Annotated in this window: 18 protein-coding genes and 2 pseudogenes; 6 read left to right on the plus strand and 14 right to left on the minus strand. The window is 61.8% G+C overall.

Features of this window, described 5'->3' with window-relative positions; all coding sequences use genetic code 11:
• Positions 1–112 (minus strand): annotated as a pseudogene (locus tag JQK88_RS33640) (IS1595 family transposase); the annotation flags it as partial.
• A 141-nt stretch (positions 113–253) separates the two neighbouring features.
• Here JQK88_RS33640 and JQK88_RS33645 point away from each other — a divergent pair.
• The gene (locus tag JQK88_RS33645; RefSeq protein WP_246750167.1) at positions 254–1,051 is read left to right on the plus strand and encodes a hypothetical protein; all 798 of its coding nucleotides are present in this window, start codon (positions 254–256) and stop codon (positions 1,049–1,051) included.
• Here JQK88_RS33645 and JQK88_RS33650 read toward each other — a convergent pair.
• Positions 981–1,625: a DUF3732 domain-containing protein gene (locus JQK88_RS33650; RefSeq protein WP_203280874.1), complete on the minus strand. Its 645-nt coding sequence runs from the start codon at positions 1,623–1,625 to the stop codon at positions 981–983. The genes JQK88_RS33645 and JQK88_RS33650 overlap by 71 nt on opposite strands.
• Before the next feature lie 92 nt (positions 1,626–1,717).
• On the opposite strand from JQK88_RS33650, the gene JQK88_RS33655 reads away from it, so the two are divergent.
• A complete protein-coding gene (locus JQK88_RS33655) occupies positions 1,718–3,058 on the plus strand; it encodes a hypothetical protein (protein ID WP_203280876.1) in 1,341 nt (446 codons plus the stop codon).
• Here the strand turns inward: JQK88_RS33655 and JQK88_RS33660 are convergent.
• The 11 genes from JQK88_RS33660 to JQK88_RS33710 all read right to left on the minus strand — a co-directional run bounded on the left by JQK88_RS33660 (position 2,997) and on the right by JQK88_RS33710 (position 14,357).
• Complete coding sequence (locus JQK88_RS33660) at positions 2,997–3,407, minus strand: class II aldolase/adducin family protein (RefSeq protein WP_203280878.1); 411 nt, start codon at positions 3,405–3,407, stop codon at positions 2,997–2,999. The genes JQK88_RS33655 and JQK88_RS33660 overlap by 62 nt on opposite strands.
• A gap of 946 nt (positions 3,408–4,353) precedes the next feature.
• Positions 4,354–4,806, minus strand: coding sequence for an aspartate 1-decarboxylase (panD, locus tag JQK88_RS33665; protein WP_203280880.1), 453 nt, complete (start codon positions 4,804–4,806; stop codon positions 4,354–4,356).
• A gap of 50 nt (positions 4,807–4,856) precedes the next feature.
• On the minus strand, positions 4,857–5,840 hold the full coding sequence (gene bioZ / locus JQK88_RS33670) for a 3-oxopimeloyl-[acyl-carrier-protein] synthase BioZ (RefSeq protein ID WP_120013283.1): 984 nt from the start codon (positions 5,838–5,840) through the stop codon (positions 4,857–4,859).
• A complete protein-coding gene (locus tag JQK88_RS33675) occupies positions 5,837–7,102 on the minus strand; it encodes an adenosylmethionine--8-amino-7-oxononanoate transaminase (protein ID WP_203280881.1) in 1,266 nt (421 codons plus the stop codon). The genes bioZ and JQK88_RS33675 overlap by 4 nt, the downstream gene beginning before the upstream one ends.
• The gene (bioD, locus tag JQK88_RS33680) at positions 7,102–7,737 is read right to left on the minus strand and encodes a dethiobiotin synthase (RefSeq protein ID WP_192247853.1); all 636 of its coding nucleotides are present in this window, start codon (positions 7,735–7,737) and stop codon (positions 7,102–7,104) included. Before bioD ends, JQK88_RS33675 begins: the two co-directional genes overlap by 1 nt.
• Positions 7,734–8,873, minus strand: coding sequence for an 8-amino-7-oxononanoate synthase (locus tag JQK88_RS33685; RefSeq protein ID WP_203280883.1), 1,140 nt, complete (start codon positions 8,871–8,873; stop codon positions 7,734–7,736). Before JQK88_RS33685 ends, bioD begins: the two co-directional genes overlap by 4 nt.
• Positions 8,870–9,865, minus strand: a complete 996-nt coding sequence (bioB, locus tag JQK88_RS33690) for a biotin synthase BioB (protein ID WP_203280885.1) — start codon at positions 9,863–9,865, stop codon at positions 8,870–8,872. Before bioB ends, JQK88_RS33685 begins: the two co-directional genes overlap by 4 nt.
• Before the next feature lie 95 nt (positions 9,866–9,960).
• A complete protein-coding gene (gene nadC, locus JQK88_RS33695; RefSeq protein WP_203280887.1) occupies positions 9,961–10,815 on the minus strand; it encodes a carboxylating nicotinate-nucleotide diphosphorylase in 855 nt (284 codons plus the stop codon).
• A complete protein-coding gene (locus JQK88_RS33700; RefSeq protein WP_203280889.1) occupies positions 10,812–12,356 on the minus strand; it encodes an L-aspartate oxidase in 1,545 nt (514 codons plus the stop codon). The genes nadC and JQK88_RS33700 overlap by 4 nt, the downstream gene beginning before the upstream one ends.
• Complete coding sequence (gene nadA / locus JQK88_RS33705; protein WP_203280891.1) at positions 12,353–13,327, minus strand: quinolinate synthase NadA; 975 nt, start codon at positions 13,325–13,327, stop codon at positions 12,353–12,355. The genes JQK88_RS33700 and nadA overlap by 4 nt, the downstream gene beginning before the upstream one ends.
• Positions 13,328–13,388: 61 nt before the next feature.
• A complete protein-coding gene (locus JQK88_RS33710) occupies positions 13,389–14,357 on the minus strand; it encodes an NUDIX hydrolase (protein ID WP_192247865.1) in 969 nt (322 codons plus the stop codon).
• Between the two features lie 175 nt (positions 14,358–14,532).
• Here JQK88_RS33710 and JQK88_RS37850 point away from each other — a divergent pair, with 175 nt between their 5' ends.
• Genes JQK88_RS37850 through panC form a run of 3 tightly spaced genes read left to right on the plus strand, consistent with a single transcriptional unit; the run spans position 14,533 to position 16,225 of the window.
• Positions 14,533–14,967 carry a 3-methyl-2-oxobutanoate hydroxymethyltransferase gene (locus tag JQK88_RS37850; protein ID WP_446669886.1) on the plus strand — a complete coding sequence of 145 codons (435 nt, stop codon included), beginning with the start codon at positions 14,533–14,535 and terminating at the stop codon, positions 14,965–14,967.
• A gap of 32 nt (positions 14,968–14,999) precedes the next feature.
• The gene (locus JQK88_RS37855) at positions 15,000–15,362 is read left to right on the plus strand and encodes a 3-methyl-2-oxobutanoate hydroxymethyltransferase (RefSeq protein ID WP_446669887.1); all 363 of its coding nucleotides are present in this window, start codon (positions 15,000–15,002) and stop codon (positions 15,360–15,362) included.
• Positions 15,359–16,225, plus strand: a complete 867-nt coding sequence (gene panC / locus JQK88_RS33720) for a pantoate--beta-alanine ligase (protein ID WP_203280892.1) — start codon at positions 15,359–15,361, stop codon at positions 16,223–16,225. The genes JQK88_RS37855 and panC overlap by 4 nt, the downstream gene beginning before the upstream one ends.
• A 602-nt stretch (positions 16,226–16,827) precedes the next feature.
• On the opposite strand, the pseudogene JQK88_RS36695 reads toward panC, so the two are convergent.
• Positions 16,828–17,058: pseudogene (locus JQK88_RS36695) on the minus strand (hypothetical protein); the annotation flags it as partial.
• 320 nt (positions 17,059–17,378) lie between these two features.
• Between JQK88_RS36695 and JQK88_RS33725 the strand changes: the two are divergent.
• The gene (locus JQK88_RS33725) at positions 17,379–18,770 is read left to right on the plus strand and encodes a TolC family outer membrane protein (protein ID WP_203280899.1); all 1,392 of its coding nucleotides are present in this window, start codon (positions 17,379–17,381) and stop codon (positions 18,768–18,770) included.
• The last annotated feature ends 8 nt before the right edge of the window (positions 18,771–18,778 follow it).

Here is an 18,778-nt window from a genome sequence, read left to right on the forward strand (position 1 = left end):
CCGGCCACACCATGCTTTCCAGCAACCGACGGCAATGCTGCTCATCCCGGAAGGCCGCGATCATTTCTTCAACAGTCCGAATGCTGGAAAGCGCTGCAAGCATTTCAGGCATTCTCACCTCCTTCAGCTCAGCCCAAAGAAATCGCAGGAAAAGCCTTAGACCACAACGATATTGCCGTCTTTGGTTGATAAAGGCCGCGTACGATTTCGCACTGCTCTAATTCCGACCCCAACCTGGGACGACACATTCCTGGTGCTCGCGCGTGAGGCGGGGCTCCCCTTGCATTTCAGCCATGGCATTCCGGCTTTGGCGACCCGCGAAGGCCAGAGCTGCGCAGCGCTCGCCGACATCCTGTTGCGGGGTCTTTCCCAGGAGCGGGTCCGCCTTTTATTGGCCCGCGTCCCTCCGGCGCGCGAGAACATTCCGCTCGATTGGGCGAAGGGCCTGAGGCGCAGCGCTGCCCTGACGACGCCACGGCTTTGGCAGCATGCCCTCGAGCGCGCACGCGCCAAGCGGGCTGACGGCGACTTTGCCGAGCGGACATTGCTGCCTCGCTGGTGGGATTTCGGATCGGATCGGGCGGGACGCCGGCTGTTGCGCGGGCCGGCGCTGACCTTGTGGCAGGACGCTTTGCGCATGGCGCCCTCACAGGCGATCGAATTGTCGCTGCGGGCGCTGCGTGTCGATGACGGGCAAGAACCCGGCAACATCATCGTCTGGGGGCCTGCCCGCCATCTGGCGGGCGCACCGCGGAAGCACGTCCGCCTTCTCGGCCTCGAAGCGAATGCCTGGCCACGGCGGGCGATCGAAGACCCGCTGCTTTCCGAGCATCTCCTCGAGGACATTCGCCTCCCGTCGGCGGATATCGCCGACGACGATCGAATGATGCACGACATCATCATGAACCAATCCGCCGACTACACCCTGTCGCGCGGACATAGGAGCGCAACAGGTGGCGACCATGACGTCGGCCGGTTCATCAGGACTGTAGGTTTTGCTTCAACCAATCTTGGGGCACCAGGGATCCTCCCTCCCACCAGTCGTGCTTGAGGTGGTCTGTGAAACGCGAGTCGTTCTCGAATTTCGCGTGGTCGGTGACGATAATCTGCATCTGGCCATCAAATTTTTCGACGACGTCGAAAAGCCACTCGTAGATTTTGCGAACCTCCATCCAGTCATTGTCTTCTGTCTCCCCGTTAGCTGAAGGGAAATAGACCTGTGACGGCTGGTCGAGGATCAAAAAGTTAGGTACGGGGCGCTTGTTCAAGGCAAACCATTCGTGGAGAGCCAGATGGCCGAGCAAGTGATACCACACCCAGTTCCGTCCGCTGCCAAAGCGCGAAAACGGAATCGTCTCGTCTGCAGTCTCGCTGATAAGCCTCGGCCCGCGGAGATCAAATGTCAGAAAACCGTTCGCGTATTCGAGACGTTGCTCGCGAGCCCAGCGGGTGATCTGCTGCCCGATACCGCCGAGGAAGGTCGCGGTCTTCGCACGTACGTCTGACAGGTTAGTCTCTGATTCGAGTTCTTCGATGTCCGTGACCAAGGAGGCCTTCTCAAGTTCCATCGCGACATGTGTCTCGTCGTCGTCGACCGATATGAGCCTGCGGAACATGTCGATCATGCCAGAAAGCCGGGCAACTTCGTGTTTCTGCTCCAATAGCGACTTGATGGAGTCTTCCTCGACCTTCAAGCGTTGATAGGAGTAAGACCATAATGCAAATCCAGAGCGTGGTCCTTTACTCCCTTGACGGCAGGATCAACGAAATCTCGTTCGACCTAGGGCGCGTGAACATTCTCACTGGCCCAAGCGGTCGGGGAAAGTCTGCACTGCTAAGCGTCGTCGATTACTGTCTTGGAGCATCGCGTTTCGAGATCCCGGCAGGTGTGATCTCGAATGCCGTGTCATGGTTCGCCTTGAAACTGGATTTTGGTGCGGAAAGGTTATTCGTGGCCCGCCGTAGCGTCCCCGTAGGGAGGACGGCGAGCAATGAGTTCTTCGTGCGGCCAAACCCGGACCACGAAACGCCGCCTCTGAGTGATTTGAAGCCGAATGCTCGTCGGGATGATCTTGTAGAAAAGATCGGATCGGTTCTAGGCGTGGGAGTCACACTTCTTCCTCGGGCAGACGGCACGGCTGACCGACAAAAGCTTACCTTCCGGTCAGGTCTTATCTACAGCTTCCAAAAGCAGAATGAGATCGCCAACCCGGACCTGTATTTCCATCGTCAAAGCGAACTCGCTCAGACGATAAGAGATACGTTGCCATACTACCTCGGGGCAATCTCCCCTGCCATCATCGAAAAGCAAGCCGAACTCCGCAATAAGCGGAAGAGACTGCGAGAGGTCGAGCGTGCGCTTGAACGCAGCGTATCGATCGCCGCCAATCGTGACACGGAACTCGTATCAATTGTGGCGGAAAGCACCCGGCTGGGTTTGATTGCAACATCCGACATCCCAGCTAGGAGCTCGACGGCACAGATACTTGAGAGAGTTTCTTCGGCCCTCCAAACCACTCTTTTCGCCGGTAGCCAATTAGCGGACGGTCAGGACGTTGACGTCCTCAAGCAGATGAATACTGCGCTACTGAATAAGACTCGTGAAAGATCAGATCTCAAAAAAGAGATTGACGCTCTGGAGCGTTTTGAGATCGACCAAAACGTCGTCGATAGCGCGCTCAACGAGCAGCGGCGACGTTTGACGGCGTTGCATCTCCTCGCAGATGACCACGATTCCAAGCAATGCCCGGTTTGCGAAAGCTGGCTAGAGGGTGTCACGCCGGCTGTAGCGGATATGAAGCAATCTTTGGAAACGCTTGCCGTCGAACTTGCGATGGTGAATTCGGACAAGACCGATGTCCGGGAACAACTCTCCAAGCACCGTGCCGCCGTTACCAATCTCACGTCGGAAATCGCTTCGCTTAGGCGCGAGGTTCCGTTCACCCACATCCTGAGTCTCTGCCCATCCGTTGTAATCGTTGTCGCAGGCGATTCTGTCATAGAGCAAGGCACCATTCTGACTCGACGGCTCGAGCGGTCATGTCTTCAAGTTGTGTGAGCGCCGTCGTGTACGGCATGTGCGTATGGAGTGCACAAGCGACGCCGCGCCGGTGGACCGGGGCGTGAATGCAGACCGCGGAAAGGTTAGGCGGACCTTCGCCGCTTAGAACGTCACCGTCGAGGGATACTTCGATGAGATTCGACGCTTTCACCTCCGACCAATGCAAGCCGAACTTGTTGAGATAGAAACGATCGTTGCGGCCAGGCACCATCACCGTAAAGTGGTTGTCGATACCTTCCACAAAGCCGTCCTTCACGGCCTGCCGGTGAGCAGCCGCTAGATCAACACGCGCGAGAGCACGGAGATTATCCCCTGCGGCGGGATTTTGTTCAGCTTTGCTGTGCATAGGCTTCATCCTTCTTGGGGCAGCCGACGCGCATTGTCTTCTCCTGATCCGGCCCTTTTGGGCTCGTTCCCTGTGTTGGTGGAGTGAACCACGAATCGTTGCGCAGGTGTTTGCGAATGCGCTTGCGCCAAGGGGCGCGTTTCGATAATCGTTGCGCAAAATAGTGAGATATTCGCAGGATTCACGAAAAATTCCGCTCGACACGATTGATATCGCCATTCTTGAGACTTTGCAGAAAGATGCGCGCCGGATTCAGTCCGGCGTGAACGCCATGGCTGCGCATGACGGCTCGGCAAAACCAGGGCGATCGTGACGCACTGCTGTGAAAACCACGGCTTGCCGACGATGTCCTGCTGCCCGCCGGTCGCGACCTGTTCGCGGCGCAGCGATTAGATTGCACCGCCTTCCCGAGCCAGCGTTTCACAGCCGAAAAACCCGCCACTCTTGGGCACGAGCGGCGAGTTTTTGCAGTGCTACTCGGACTGAATACGCGTCCTCAGTCACATTGGCTGCGGGTGGTTAAGTCTGCATTAACATTCAAGATCCGGGCATCTAAATCGATACGAGCGCAAGATGCCGCGCGGTCAGACGTTCCGTGCCCAAATCCTCTTCGCTGTCAAATCGGCAAGGCGTCAGCTATCAGAAAATCTGTGCTTGACGTAACGTAAGGTCCCGTGTTTTTCGCCGTTCAGGGAGTGACTTCCAGTCTCGGTCCAGGGCGACGAAAATGAGGGGCGGCAATGGTGGCTGGCGAGCCAAACGACGTGCGCGTAAAGCGTTGCGGTGGGGGATGGGTGGTTCATATTGTGGAGGACGGCAAACTGACAGTTCATCGGTTCAAGACACAGTCTCCCGCCGAGAATTTCGCCGATAACCAACGAGCCAGGCTCGGCCTTGCCAGCAGGCCACCAATTGACGAGCACTGATGTCACAAATGCGGCGGGTGTTACGCCCCGGAGACCAGGGCAGGAATGGCCAAAGCCTCATCCGCCTCGTCAAGGATGGAGAAGGTGTAGCGGCCATCCGCGTCGAGATCGACGGAGTAGCTCAGGCGGTCGAGTATGTTGTTGTCCTGGTCGAACGTGACGATCCGCGGCTTCAGAGAGGTAATGTGCGCTTCGTCCAGATAGATCGAGCTGCAGACAATGATCTGGTCGTCGGGCTGGCAAGTGCGGGCCGCCGCTCCGTTGAGAATACAGCATCGTGAGCCGCGCTCGCCCAGAATGACATAGGTCGAAATCCGCGCACCGGAATTCTTGTTCCATATTTCCACGAATTCCATGGGCAGGATTCCTGCTGCTTCGCAGTGGTCAGGGTCCAGCGTTATCGAACCATGGTAATTGAGGTTCGCTTCGGTGACGTGGATGCCGTGCAGCTTGCCGGCGACTATTTTTCGCATGGTGCCCTTGTCCTATTGCCATTCATGTCCTGCGCGCATGCGTCGCCCGGCTAGATCCCGACGACAAGCGCCCCGCCGCTGAGTCCCGCCCCCGCGGCTGCCAGCAGGATTTTCTCGTCCTGCCGGAATGGCTGCGTCTGATGGGCCAGCGACAGGGAAAGCGGGATCGTCGCTGCGGAAGAGTTGCCGTATTCGGCGATCGTCTTGACGATCGCATGATCCGCAATGCCGAGGTTCCTCCCAACCGCGTCGAAAATGCGAGCATTGGCCTGGTGCGGCACGAACCGATCGATGTCTTGGGGCTGCATCTGGGCTGCTGCGAGCGCGTCCTGCGAGCAGGCAGTCATCATCTCGACGGCCTTGGCGAACACTTCGCGGCCATCGGTGATCGTCATTCGAGTTTGCGCGAGGTCGAGGTCGCCGTGGAACGGCGTGTTGCCTCCTCCAGCAGGGATCTGGATCAACCCGTAGCGCGAGCCGTCCGAATCCACCGAGGCGCCGAGAATGCCTCGGTCCGGATCATCGCATGGACCGATCACCATGGCGCCGGCGGCATCGGCAAACAGCACGGCGCTGGCGCGCTCGGCCGGATTGATGCGGCGGCTGAGGATATTGGCGGCTACGACGAGGCTCGCTTTGCCGTGAAGTCGGGTGAATCCGTCGGCGAACATCAGCGCATAGATGAAGCCGGCGCAGGCGCCGGTCAGATCGACCGCGCCGGCGCGGACGAGCCCCAGCCGATGCGCGACCAGCGGCGCGCTGGGCGGCAGGAGGTGATCGGGCGTCGAGGTGGCAAGCAACAAAAGACCGATGTCGCTGCGGTCAATGCCGGCATTCGTCAGCGCCATGTCGCCGGCATGCGCGGCAAGGCCGGACAGCGTGTCTTCGTCGGTTGCCCAGAAGCGTGACCGTATCCCGGTGCGCCGCTCGATCCAGCCGGGCTCGAGCCCGAGACGGTTTTCGACTTCCGGGTTCTCCACCTTGCGCGACGGCGCATGATGACCAAACCCGAGAATGCGCGACGACCTGCTCATGGTCTTGAACCGAAGCGTTCGCCGGCTTCCTCAATGGCATCATAGAGCCCGTCCAGTTCGTCGCCGGTGATGCAATAGGGCGGCAGAAGATAGAGGACATTGCCGAGCGGGCGCACGAGCAGGCCGCGCTCAAGGAAAAAAGCGCGCAGTTTTGGCCCGATCTCGGCCAGATAGCCGGCTGAGCCTGTGCGCAGATCGATGGCCGCGATCGTGCCGGTCACCCGGCTGTCGGTGAAGCAGGAATTGTCGCGAAAGCGTTGAAGCCCGGCGGCCTGCCTCGCGCTCAAGGCCGCGATCCGGTCAGTCACCGGCTCGTCCTGCCAGATCTCGACATTGGCGAGTGCGGCCGCGCAGGCAATCGGATTGGCGGTGTAGGAGCTCGAATGAAAGAAGGTCTTCTTCCGGTCCTCGGAATAGTGAGCCTGGAATATGGCGTCGGTGGCAAGCGTTGCCGCCAGCGGGATGGCACCGCCTGTCAAGCCTTTCGAGGTGCACAGGATATCCGGAGAGATGGACGCCTGCTCGCAGGCGAACATGGTCCCGGTGCGCCCCCAGCCGGTCATCACCTCGTCGGCGATCAGGAGCGTGCCGGAGGCTTCGGCAATCTTCTTCAATTCGGCCAGAACCCAGGCCGGATACATCAGCATGCCGCCGGCGCCAAGCACCAGCGGCTCGACAATCAGCGCGGCGGCGCGCCGGTCGCGGCTGACGGCCTCGAACCGATCGAGCGTCTCCTGCTCGTGTCCCGTGGACGGGAAGGGGATGGTGTCGACCTCGAACAGCAGGGGCTCGTAGGCGGCGTTGAACACACCGCGGGCACCGACGCTCATCGTGCCGATCGTGTCGCCATGATAGCTGTGCTCCATGACGACGATGCGCGAGCGCGGTGGGCCGGTGTTGCGGAAATAGCCGAGCGCCATCTTCAGTGCCACTTCGACGCAAGTCGAGCCGCTGTCGGAATAGAACACCCGATCGAGACCGGAGGGAGCGAGGCTCACAAGCGCCTCGGCCAGCCGTTCGGCCGGCTCGTGCGTGAAGCCGGCGAAGATGATCTGGTCGAGTTTCGACGCGGTTGTCTCTATCGCCTTCATGATGCGGGGATGGCGGTGCCCGTGGGTGACCACCCACCAGGAAGAGATGGCGTCGAGGATGCGCGTACCGTCGGCCTTGTGGAGATAGGCGCCTTCCGTCAGGACGATTTCTGGGATCGCCGGCTCGAGCGCGTGCTGGGTGAAGGGATGCCACACACTGGACTGCGACATCAGTCACCTCCTGTAATCGAGGCGAAGGCGAAGCCGGCAATCATCGCCTCTCGCAGCGTCTTGCCCGTTAGCGGATCGAGCAGCGGCAGCCTGCCGAGCTCCGGCACCCCGCCGAATTCCACGATTGTCCTTTGCGTATCGGCCATCTCATCGCCGATGAAGGCGATGCCAGCCAGCGGGATGGAGCGGGCGCGCAGGGCTTCGATCGACAGCAGCGTGTGGTTGATGGTGCCGAGTGTGGTGCGGGCGCACAGAATGACCGGCAACCGCCACTGCTCGAAAATGTCGATGAACCTTGTGCGTCGGTTAAGCGGCACCATCAGGCCGCCCGCGCCCTCGATCACGAGCGGCGCCGGCAGGACCGGAAATGAAAGATCGGCAGCCTTGATCGATATGCCGTCGATTTCGGCCGAACGGTGCGGCGAAAGTGGGCTGTTCAAGCGGTAGGCTTCCGGCAGCACGCGCCCCGCGGGCAGGCCGGCAAGCCGCGTAACAATCTCGCTGTCAGTCTCGCCGTCGAGACCCGATTGCACGGGCTTCCAATAGAAGCCGTCGAGCAGGCCGGCTAACCCAGCCGAGAATACCGTCTTGCCAATTCCGGTGTCTGTTCCGGTGATGACGATGCGCATGGTCATGCCGAGGCCAACGCCTCGGCGAGCGCCTCGACCATGGCCGAAATGTCGGCTTCGTCGACGTTGAGTGTCAATGATATGCGCAGACGGGACGTGCCCTCGGGCACGGTCGGCGGGCGGATGCCGCGTATGTCGAAGCCGCGCGCCTGCAGGCCCGCCGCCACCGCCATGGTGCGGCTGACGTCGCCGATGACAACTGGCTGGATCTGCGATCCGCTCGGCGTCACGCCGCAGCGTTCGGCCAATTGACGGCCGGCGAAGGCAGCGCGTTCGTGCAGCTGAACGCTGCGCAGGGGTTCGTCGGAGAGCACTGCCAGCGCTTCGCGCACTGCCACTGCCATCAGCGGCGACGGTGCGGTGGCGTAGATGAATGGCCGGCATCGGTTGACGAGATAGTCGCACAGCGTTCGCGGTCCGGTGACCAGCGCGCCGGACGCGCCGAGCGCCTTGCCGCATGTGTGGAGTGCGACGATGTTGTCGCGGCCCTCGAACGCGGCGGCGAGGCCGCGGCCGTCCGGTCCCCAGACGCCGGTGGCATGCGCTTCGTCGACGACAATGAATGCCTCGTGCCGATCCGCAAGCGCCATCAGGCTGGCCATCGGTGCGCGGTCGCCATCCATACTGTAGAGGCTTTCGACCGCAATCCAGACGCGCCCCGTGCCGCCTTCGGCGCGCCAGCGCGTGATCGCATCCTCGACAGCGTCGACGTCGTTGTGCGCGGCGAGCTTGAACTCGGCGCGGCCGGCCTGGGCCCCCTGATGCATGCTGGCATGAGCGAGCTCGTCGAGGACCAAAAGGTCGCCCTTCTGCGGCAGGGCGGTCAGGAGAGCGAAGTTGGCGATGTAGCCGCTGCCGAAGAACAGCGCGCGGTCGGCCCCGAAGAACGCCGCCGCGTCTGCCTCCAGCTGCTCATACTCCGGCGCATTGCCGCGCAACAGCCGCGACCCGGTGGCGCCAACCGGCGTGCCTCGCGCAATGGCTGCAGCAACCGCATCGCCCAGTCTCCTGGAGGCGGCAAGCCCGAGATAGTCGTTCGACGAGAAGTCGAGCCCGGCGCGGGGCGCAAGCGTCCGCAGCCGGTCCTTGCGCGCCAGTCCCTGCAAGGTCGCCTCGTACCGGGCCAGCGGTGCCCCGTTCATCGCGCCTCGAGTTCCATCGGCTCGATGCCGAGGCGCCGGAACAGAAGGGTATCCTTGTCCTCGCCGGGATTGTCGGCGGTCAGCAGCGTGTCGCCGACGAAGATCGAATTGGCGCCGGCAAAAAAGCACAGCGCCTGCATCTCGTCGGTCATGGCGGTGCGGCCGGCGGAAAGGCGGATATGTGATTTCGGCATCATGATGCGCGCCAGTGCGATCACGCGCACGAATTCGATCGGCTCGATCGGCTTGGCTTCGGCCAGCGGCGTTCCTGCGATCGGGATCAGCATGTTGATCGGGACGCTTTCGGGATGCTCCGGCAGATTGGCCAAAGTGACCAGCATGTCGATCCGGTCCACCGGATCCTCGCCCATGCCGACAATACCGCCACAGCACACCCTGATGCCGGCTTGGCGAACCTGCTCGAGCGTATCGAGCCGGTCAGCAAAGCTGCGCGTGCTGATGACCTCGCTATAGTAGCGTTCCGACGTATCGATGTTGTGGTTATAGTAGTCGAGACCAGCCTGCTTCAGTCGAGCGGTCTGCTCAAGATCGAGCATGCCGAGCGTCATGCAGGTCTCCATGCCCAGCGCCTTGACGCCTTCGACCATCGCCACCACCGCGTCCATGTCGCGTGCCTTCGGGTTTCGCCAGGCAGCACCCATGCAATAGCGCGTGGCGCCCGCGTCACGAGCCTTGGTCGCCTCGGCGATGACGCGGTCGACCTCCATCAGCTTCGACGCCCTCAGGCCGGTTTCGTGATGGGCCGACTGGCTGCAATAGCCGCAATCCTCCGGGCAGCCGCCTGTCTTGATGCTGAGAAGCCGGCTGAGCTGGACCTTGTTGGGATCGAAGTTCTGGCGGTGAACGGTTTGCGCCAGGAAGAGGAGATTGTTGAAGGGTGCATCGTGAAGTGCCCGAGCTTTCTCCAGGGTCCACATCCCTCCATCAGCGCATTGCGTGGGTGGCGTCGTCTTAGTCGGATTGTCGTGCATGTCCGTCCAGTTCTCAGCTTTTGGCTTGCCGTGTCTTCGTCGTCCGAGTCAGGCCGGTTGATGTGTATCGATCCTGACCATTTGCTCGTGGGTTATCAGGGCGCTCGATGATCAAGTCCGATATCGAGGATCGGCGCGCTGTGGGTCAACCAGCCGATGGAAATCAGATCGACACCGGTCGCGGCGATGGCTGGCGCCGTCGCGGGCGTGACCCTGCCCGATGCTTCGGTGATCGCCTGGCCCGCAACCATTCGCACCGCCTGGCGAAGCTCATCGGCCGACATGTTGTCGAGGAGGATCGCATCGGGAGCGAACCCAAGGACCTCCTCCAATTGGGCCAGCGTATCAACCTCGATTTCGATCTTGACGAGATGGCCGACACTTCGTCGCGCCCGCTCGATTGCCGTGCGAATTCCGCCGGCGATGGCGATGTGGTTGTCCTTGATCATGATGGCGTCGTCGAGGCCGAAGCGGTGATTGGCGCCGCCGCCGGCGCGCACGGCGTATTTCTCGACTGCCCGCAATCCCGGCGTCGTCTTGCGGGTGCAGACGATTTTTGCGCCGTGACCGCGGACCGCCGCGACGAGGGATGCCGTCGCCGTGGCGATGCCGCTCAGGTGACAGAGAAAATTGAGTGCCGTTCGTTCCGCCGTGAGTATGGCCCCGGCCGGACCGCTCACCGACGCAATGGTCTCGCCCTGCGCCACTTCGCTGCCATCCGCACGATGCACGGTCATTTCGACATTTTGGTCCATGAGCCGGAAAGCGAGCATGGCTAGATCGAGCCCGGCGACAACTCCGGACTGCCGCGCAACCAGCACGGTCGTCGCATGATGGTTCTTCGGCACGATGGCGTCGGTCGTCAGATCACCCGCCCGGCCGAGGTCTTCCAGAAGTGCTGCCCGCACCAGGGGTTCAAGCATGATGGCGGGAAGCGGCGAGAGGTTCATTGCTCGACCTCTTCAAGCGTTCGCGAACATGCGAATGCCCGGGCCGTGGCCAAGGCCTCATCGAGCGTGAGCCTGGAGCGGCGGGCGATGGCAGCGCGATCGGGAAAGTCCGTCCGATAGTGAGCGCCACGACTTTCCCGGCGCTGCAAGGCGGCAATCGCGATCATCAGCCCAACTGCTGCGGGGTCGGACGCAGCATCGTGGCGTTTGGCGAGCGGAAGCAATCTGCTCACCGCCTCGCGCAAGATCTCGCCATCTCGTTCCACGCCAAGGCTGCGTGAGAGAAGAGGGCGCAAGGAGATTGGATCGGGAGACGGAATTTCCCGTGCCGTCAATCTTGTTCTGACGCCGATCGGAGATCCTGCCACGCTTTCAGCTACCCAGCGCGCGCACACGACGGCCTCGGTCAACGAATTGCTGGCGAGCCTGTTGGCGCCATGCAGTCCGGTCGAGGCGACTTCGCCGCAGGCCCAGAGCCCCTTGACGGAGGTGCGGCCGGACCCGTCCGCGGCCACTCCACCCATGTGGTAGTGTTGGGCCGGACGAATGGGAATGAGATCGCGCACGGGGTTGATGCCGACTCCACGACAGGCAGATGAGATTGTCGGAAATTGTCGCTCGAATTCCGGGCCAGGCCGTTGCCGCGCGTCGAGAAAAACGCGGTGACCGTTCGCAAGGTGGTTCCACACCGCGCGCGTCAAGACATCGCGGGGCGCAAGTTCCGCGTCATGCAAGTCTTCGAGGAAGCGCCGGCCTGTTTCGTCGACAATCGTCGCGCCTTCGCCGCGAACCGCCTCACTGATGAGCGGCATCGGACGGCCATGCCCGTCAAGCGCGGTCGGGTGGAACTGGATGAATTCCAGATCGGCAAGGACAGCACCAGCGCGCGCTGCGAGGGCCACCCCCTGTCCGCAGCTACCGAGCGGATTTGTCGAGTCGTGGAACAGGCCGCCAATCCCGCCTGTCGCGAGGACGACCCGCCCCGTACCCAAAAATACAGGACTCATCGAACAGCTTGCCCAAACGCCCCGGACCGTATTGTCCTCCACCGCCAGCCGGCGCGCCTCCACGCCCTCTACAACCACAATCGACGGAATAGAACGCACGGCCGTGATCAGGGCACGCATGATCTCACGTCCGCTGCCGTCGCCGCCGGCATGAACGATTCGCCGGCGGCCATGCGCGGCCTCCAATCCAAGGCGCAGTGCTCCTTCAGGCGTCCGATCGAAGCGGACCCCAAGGGTCGCCAGGGCCTCAATCGCGTTAGGGGCCGTATGAAGGATGCGGGTTGCGATTTCTGCGTCGCACAGCCCATCGCCGGCGGCGAGCGTGTCGGCGAGATGCAGTACCGGATCATCGTCATCACCGAGGCTCCCAGCCAGCCCGCCCTGCGCCCACGCGCTCGATGCCTCAGATCCGAGCGGCGTCCTGGACAAAATAAGCACGGGTTCTGGCGCCAGATGAAGCGCGGTCAATAATCCGGCAATGCCGCCGCCAATTATGATGGGCCGGCCAAAGAAGCTGCGGACAGCCGCGCTCATACGGCGAGCATCCGTTCGACGGCCAGACGCGCACGCCCGGCGATCCCGGGCTCGATGGTCACGACGTGCTGGTTCTCTTCGAGCGCGGCGCGGATGTTGGCGAGCGTTATCCGCTTCATATGCGGACACAGATTGCAGGGCCGGATGAACTCGATCTCGGGATGCTCGACCGCGACATTGTCGCTCATCGAACATTCCGTCATCAGCACGACGCGTGTCGGCTTTTGCCTTTCGACATAGTCGGACATGGCAGCGGTCGAACCGGAAAAGTCGGCTTCAGCCACCACGTCGGGCGGGCATTCGGGATGCGCCAGCACCGTTACACCGGGATGATTTTCGCGCAACTCGCGGATGTCGGTCGGCGTGAAGCGTTCATGTACCTCGCAATGGCCTTTCCAGGCGATGATCTCAACCTCAGTCTGGGCGGCAATATTCTGGGCCAGATATTCGTCCGGCAGCATGATGACCCGAGTAACACCCAGGGACTCCACGACGGCTTTCGCATTGCCGGACGTACAGCAGATGTCGGACTCGGCTTTCACTTCGGCCGACGTGTTGACGTAGGTGACGACCGGCACGCCCGGATAGCGTTGTCGCAGCAGACGGACATCCTCGGCGGTAATCGAGTCGGCCAGCGAACAGCCTGCTCGCAGGTCGGGAATGAGCACCGTCTTTTGCGGGTTGAGCAGCTTCGCCGTCTCGGCCATGAAATGCACGCCGGCGAGCACGATCACGTCCGCTTCAGTCGACATCGCTTGGCGGGCAAGCGCCAGGCTGTCGCCGACGATGTCGGCGACGCAATGGAAGATCTCGGGCGTTTGGTAATTATGCGCCAGGATGACGGCGTCGCGCTCCCGCTTCAGCGCTAGAATTGCCTCGATGTCATCCAGAAAGGTCGGCCATTCATTCGGGGGGATGACGCGCCGAACACGGTCGTACAGGGACGCGCCCGAAGGCAGGACGGCGCTCATCGAGCCTCCAGTTATAGTCTACATGATTATAAGCCATATAATCGTTGTGACTATAAGGATGTCAAGCCCGGGTGAGCGGCAATTTTGTCCCGGCCACAGGCCTCTCGTCGAGAATGGCGTGGCGGAAGCGATAGAGCTGCGCCGGCCGGCCCCCGGTTTCGGCGGTCGTCTCCCCAGTCTTCTCAACCAGCTCCTGTTGCTCGATGAGCCGGCGAAAGTTCGGCTTGTTGATGAGCCTGCCGGAGAGCGCCTCTACAGTTCGCTGCAGCTGCAAAAGTGTGAAGAGCGGCGGCATCAGCTCGAAGACGACGGGCCGGTATTTGATCTTGGAGCGCAACCGCGCAATGCCGGTCGCCACGATGCGGCGATGATCGGCGACCATGGACTTGCTGTGCACCAGCGTAGGCGGCGACGCGTCCCGTGCGCTTCCGGCCTCTTGGACCAGGCGTGCTTCGTAGACCAACTCATAGCGTTGAAGCGTGAGTTCCTCGTTCCAATGGCGGTCGTCGAAGCCGAAGGCTATCGCCGCCCGCTGCCGGCGTTCGCGTCGCGTGGCCGCGTCGCTGGCGCCGTCTGCCCATTCAATCAGGCGCGGTCGCAGAACTTCCAGCACCACCGGCGGCGTGCCGGAGCGGTGGTCCTCCCATGGAAAATATTCATACCAACTTTGCCAGCCGCACTTGGACGAGCCCGTTGCCTGTTCCTTGCGGGTCAGGGCCAGATAGCTGATGGAGATGACGCGCTGCTGGCGCTCGGCGCCAATGCGGTCCCGATCAGCGAAGGTATAGAGTTGCTCAATGTACCCCAGCGGGTGGCCGGTCTGCTGCTCGACCCACCCCCGTAAACCGGATTGCGGCGATCGGTGCTCAAGCGCAAATGGTCCGGAGGGCAGGGTATCCGCCTGCCCGATGGTGAGGACACAGGGTTCACTGTCATTTACGGCAACGACAACGGCGATCAGATCCACTTTGGCTTCGTCAGCCTTGACGGCGGCTCTGTCTTTCCTGGTTCCTGTTGCCTGATGGTCCATGTTCGCGAAAGTGTTTGGCCCAGCCCCGGAGCGCCTGAATCGATTTAGTGTAAGCGTGGCTGCCCGCACGTCAACACAGCACAGCTGTACGGCCATTTTTTAGCTCTTCGCAGTTGCACAAAAGTGTGCCAAACGCGACACCCGCGGTGGGTAACGCAAGGGAAGGAGGCATGGGGTGAGCGCAGCTGGTGGTACAAAGGCAATTACACCGCCGGATATTCGCTTGCGGAAAGGCCAGACTCCACTCGTCTGCCTGAGGGCATACTCCACGCCGATCGCGAAGCTGGCTGATCGACAATGCGACATCGGTCTTGTCGGCGACAGCGTAGGCATGGGGCTGAACGGCCTGTCGTCGACGCTGGGGCGTCACCCTCGATATGGTGATCATGCATGGCAAGGCGGTGCGGTGCGGGCTCGAGCGGGCGCTCTTGGTCGTCGATCTGCCATTCGGCTCGTACGAGGAGGGGCCGGAGCAGGGTTCCGCAACGCTGCACGCCTGATGGCAGAGGCCGGTTGTGCAGCGGTGAAGCTCGACGACGGCGAGAACAGGGCAGCAACCATCCGCTTCCTGACGGCCCGGGGCGTCCCGGTGATGGCCCATGTCGGCTGACGTCGCAGGCTAACACATTCGGAGGCTATCGCGTGCAGTGGCGGGGAGGCGATGCAGAGCGGATCAGGCGCGACGCCGGTGCGGTCACGGAGGCCGGCGCTTTGTCCGTGGTGCTGGAGAAAGTGCCCGAGCCGCTTGCACGGCGCATCACTGCAGAGATCGCCATCCCCACAATCGGCATCGGGGCCTCGCCAACCTACGACGGCAAGATCCTGGTGGTCGACGACATTCCGGGCATGTTCGCCGACTTCCGGCCGAAATTTGTCAAGCGCTATGCCAAACTTGGTGCGGAGGCGAACGCGGCGATTGCCGCTTATGGCGCCGATGCGAGGGAACGGCGCTTTCCGGCGGCCGAACATCTCTACGCCAACGCGTCGAATGGAGACGTCGCATGAGTGTGCCAATCGTTCGCACTGTTGACGAACTTCGCACCATTGCTGCGGAATGGCGCCGTTCTGGCGCCAGTATCGCCGTCGTGCCGACCATGGGGGCATTGCATGAAGGACATCTGAGCCTTGCGCGAGCAGCGCTTCAGAAGGCCGATCGGATCATCGTGACGCTGTTCGTCAACCCCAAGCAGTTCAACAGCGCCGCCGACCTTGCCGCCTATCCGCGCACCGAGAGCCAAGATGCGGCAAAGCTCGCGCTACTGGGCGCGCATCTGCTCTATGTGCCGGATGCGGTGGAGATTTATCCGGCGGGTTTCGCCACAACCGTGTCAGTGTCCGGCATCAGCCAAGGCCTGTGCGGCACATTCCGGCCTGGGCATTTCGACGGAGTGGCGACCGTCGTTGCCAAGCTCTTCTTGCAGACCGGCGCGGACTTTGCGTTTTTCGGCGAAAAGGATTTCCAGCAGCTTCAGCTTGTCAGGCGCATGGTCCAGGATCTGGATATTCCGATCACCGTGGTCTGTTGTCCGACAGTCCGCGAAGCCGATGGTCTTGCACTATCGTCCCGCAATTTCCGGCTCTCGCCAGCAGAGCGCGCCATTGCCCCAAATCTCGCATTGGTCCTGATCGAGACGGCTGAGCGGCTTGCGCGCGGCTCTCCCGTCCTGCCAACGCTTGCCGAAGCGCGCGCGGCAATTCTGGCTGCAGGCTATCGCGACATCGAATACCTGGAGCTTCGCGGGGAAACAGATCTACAGCCAATGACAAGCCTTGACCGACCGGCGCGCCTACTTGCAGCAGCTTGGCTCGGCGAAACACGGCTCATCGACAACGTCAGAACATCACCGGTTTTTTCAGAAGTTAGATGATTACCCGGCGTTCAGTAGCGCGCCGCAACGGGGTATAAGTAAGAAGCGATGGCTGGGATGATGGCGACCGAATCGTGCGCGCAGCATCGATGCGCGATCGTTCAAACCAAGGTCTCCGTCTGGCATCGACCGGAGGTTAGGCAAAGCGCAGATGCATCGCGTGTTTCAAAACTTCGTCGAGTAACTCTATGCAGGCGTTGATGCCGCCGATCTCAGAACGTGGTTTGCGCGGATGCCACCGGCGAACAAAGAGCGCAAAAACGCCAAGGGCGTGGGTCTTTTATGAACCCTCCGTGTGTCTGGATTCGAACGTGAAGCCGAGTTCGAACGGCATGCTCGTACCGCAGGAGACGGCTCGGACGGCTGCAGCCGATTGTCCCATCATCTCAGCCGAACCTCGGCTTCGGAGATGCCATTTCGTCTCGGAGATGGCGGGGGCTCGGCTCAGGAGTCCCGCCAGGCAAGGTCCGCCTTCGAGAAGTGAGAATTGGGCTCACGAAGGGCAGCCAAGCGTGAACTTACGCCGAAGCGTCCCCGCACCTGGCTGATCGCCAGCAGAAGCTCGCAGATTCTTGGCGGCGGCACTTAGTGCAAGGCCAAGGCTAAGCGCTGCCGCCTCCGAAGCGCCACACCGGGATACCGACCTTGCGCGCCTTGTCGGCAGCCCGATTGCCAGCCGGGGAAGACCGCGACTCCAGTCGGCAAGACCTGCGGCATATCGGCGTTGCGCATGACCGGTGCGGCGTTGCCGTGCTTTGTCCCGTCCCGCTTGAAGGCATCTGCGACATCTTGCGAAAATCGGCCCAGCGGGCGGCAATGCGCTCGGTGATTTTGGCGACCTTGACTCCCGAACCAGTCCCGCCGTCGGAGGCGAATGCCGGTCTCCCGGATGGCGAACTTTATTGCGATCGCCGATACGCTGACCGCCATGCCTCCAGCTTGCGGTTGGTCCGTTGATATCCATCATGTAGATGCGTTTCCATCAAAACAATCGATTTTACGCAGAATGACCGGAATGAAAAAGGTCGCTCGGGAGGATCTCTCTATGCGCAAGCATAGAGCCTGAAGGGTCACGAGACGTCGCGTCGTCTGGTTAATCGCGACCGCCGACGCGGCGCAGTTGCCATGACGAAATAAAATGAGGGATATGTTTGTGCCGACTGTACGCAACAGCGCTTTTGCCATTATTTTTTGCTCGGCCACCGTGCTGCCGCCGTTAACGGCGTCAGCAGAGACTATCTTCGGAACCCTATCTAAGGCCTATCAGAACAATTCTTCGCTGAATTCGACCCGCGCCGGCACACGCGTCACGGACGAGGGCGTGGCCATCGCCAAGTCGGGCTGGCGTCCGACCATCAAAGGCTCCGCGGACATCGACTATTCCAGCAGCCACCTCAACGGCTCGAACCGGAGCGTGCGCCTAACCAAAGGCAATTTCGGCGTCGAAATCGATCAGACCCTGTTCGACGGTTTTCAGACCAGAAACAATGTCAAGGCCGCCGAAGCGCAGGTCGGCGCTTCGGTCGAGAGCTTACGCAACGCCGAACAAGACACCCTGTTCAACGCGGCCCAGGCCTATATGAACGTAATTCGCGACCGGCAAGTTGCCGTGCTGACGGAGCAGAATTTGCAGTCCGTGACCGAACAGGCGCGTGATGCGCGTTCGCGCTTCGAGGTTGGTGACGGCACGCGCACCGACGTCGCGCAGGCCAATGCCCAGCGCGCCAACGCAGTGGCGAAGTTGAGTGCCGCCCGCGCGCGGGCGCTGGCTAGTGCGGCAAGCTATCGCCAGATCGTCGGGGACGAGCCGGGGAAGCTCAGGCCGGCGGCGCCGGTGGCAAAATTGCTGCCGTCGAGCCTCGATGCGGCAATCGCGATCACATCAGCCGAGCATCCGGCCATCCTGGCCACCCAGCATCTTGTTGACGCGGCGGCGTTTTCAGTGAAATCGGCCGAAGGCGCGCTGCTGCCCCAGCTTTCCGCTAGCGCCGGCGTCTCGAGCGCTTATCGCAACACCGTGCCCGGCGTGATCACCTCGGGAACGGAAGGCACAACCAATTCGGCCAGCATCGGGGCGACGCTGACCGTGCCCATTTATTCTGGTGGCCGCACTTCAGCACTGGTGCGCCAGTCCAAGGAATCGCTCAGCCAGGCTAGGATCAAGGTCGACGTCAGCCGCGACCAGGTGCGCCAAGCGGTGACCGCGGCATGGACCGCTTATACCGCCGCTCAGCAGAGCGTCGCGGCCAACCGGCAGGCGATCGCAGCCGCGCAGCTTGCCTTGAACGGCGTCATCGAGGAGCGCAATGTCGGCCAGCGCACTACCCTCGACGTATTGAACGCCCAGAACGACCTCATCACCGCCAAGATCGATCTTGCCAGCGCCGACCACGACGTGGTGGTAGCGAGCTATGCCATCCTACAGGCGACCGGCCGTCTGTCGGTCGAGCGCCTTGGCCTGAACGTGACAAAGTACAAGCCTGAAGAGCACTACAACGCGGTCAAGGACAAGTGGATCGGCCTGCGCACGCCGGACGACCGCTAGCCGATCAA

The organism is Mesorhizobium caraganae, from assembly GCF_016836705.1.
In the GTDB taxonomy this organism is placed as follows: Bacteria; Pseudomonadota; Alphaproteobacteria; order Rhizobiales; family Rhizobiaceae; genus Mesorhizobium; species Mesorhizobium caraganae.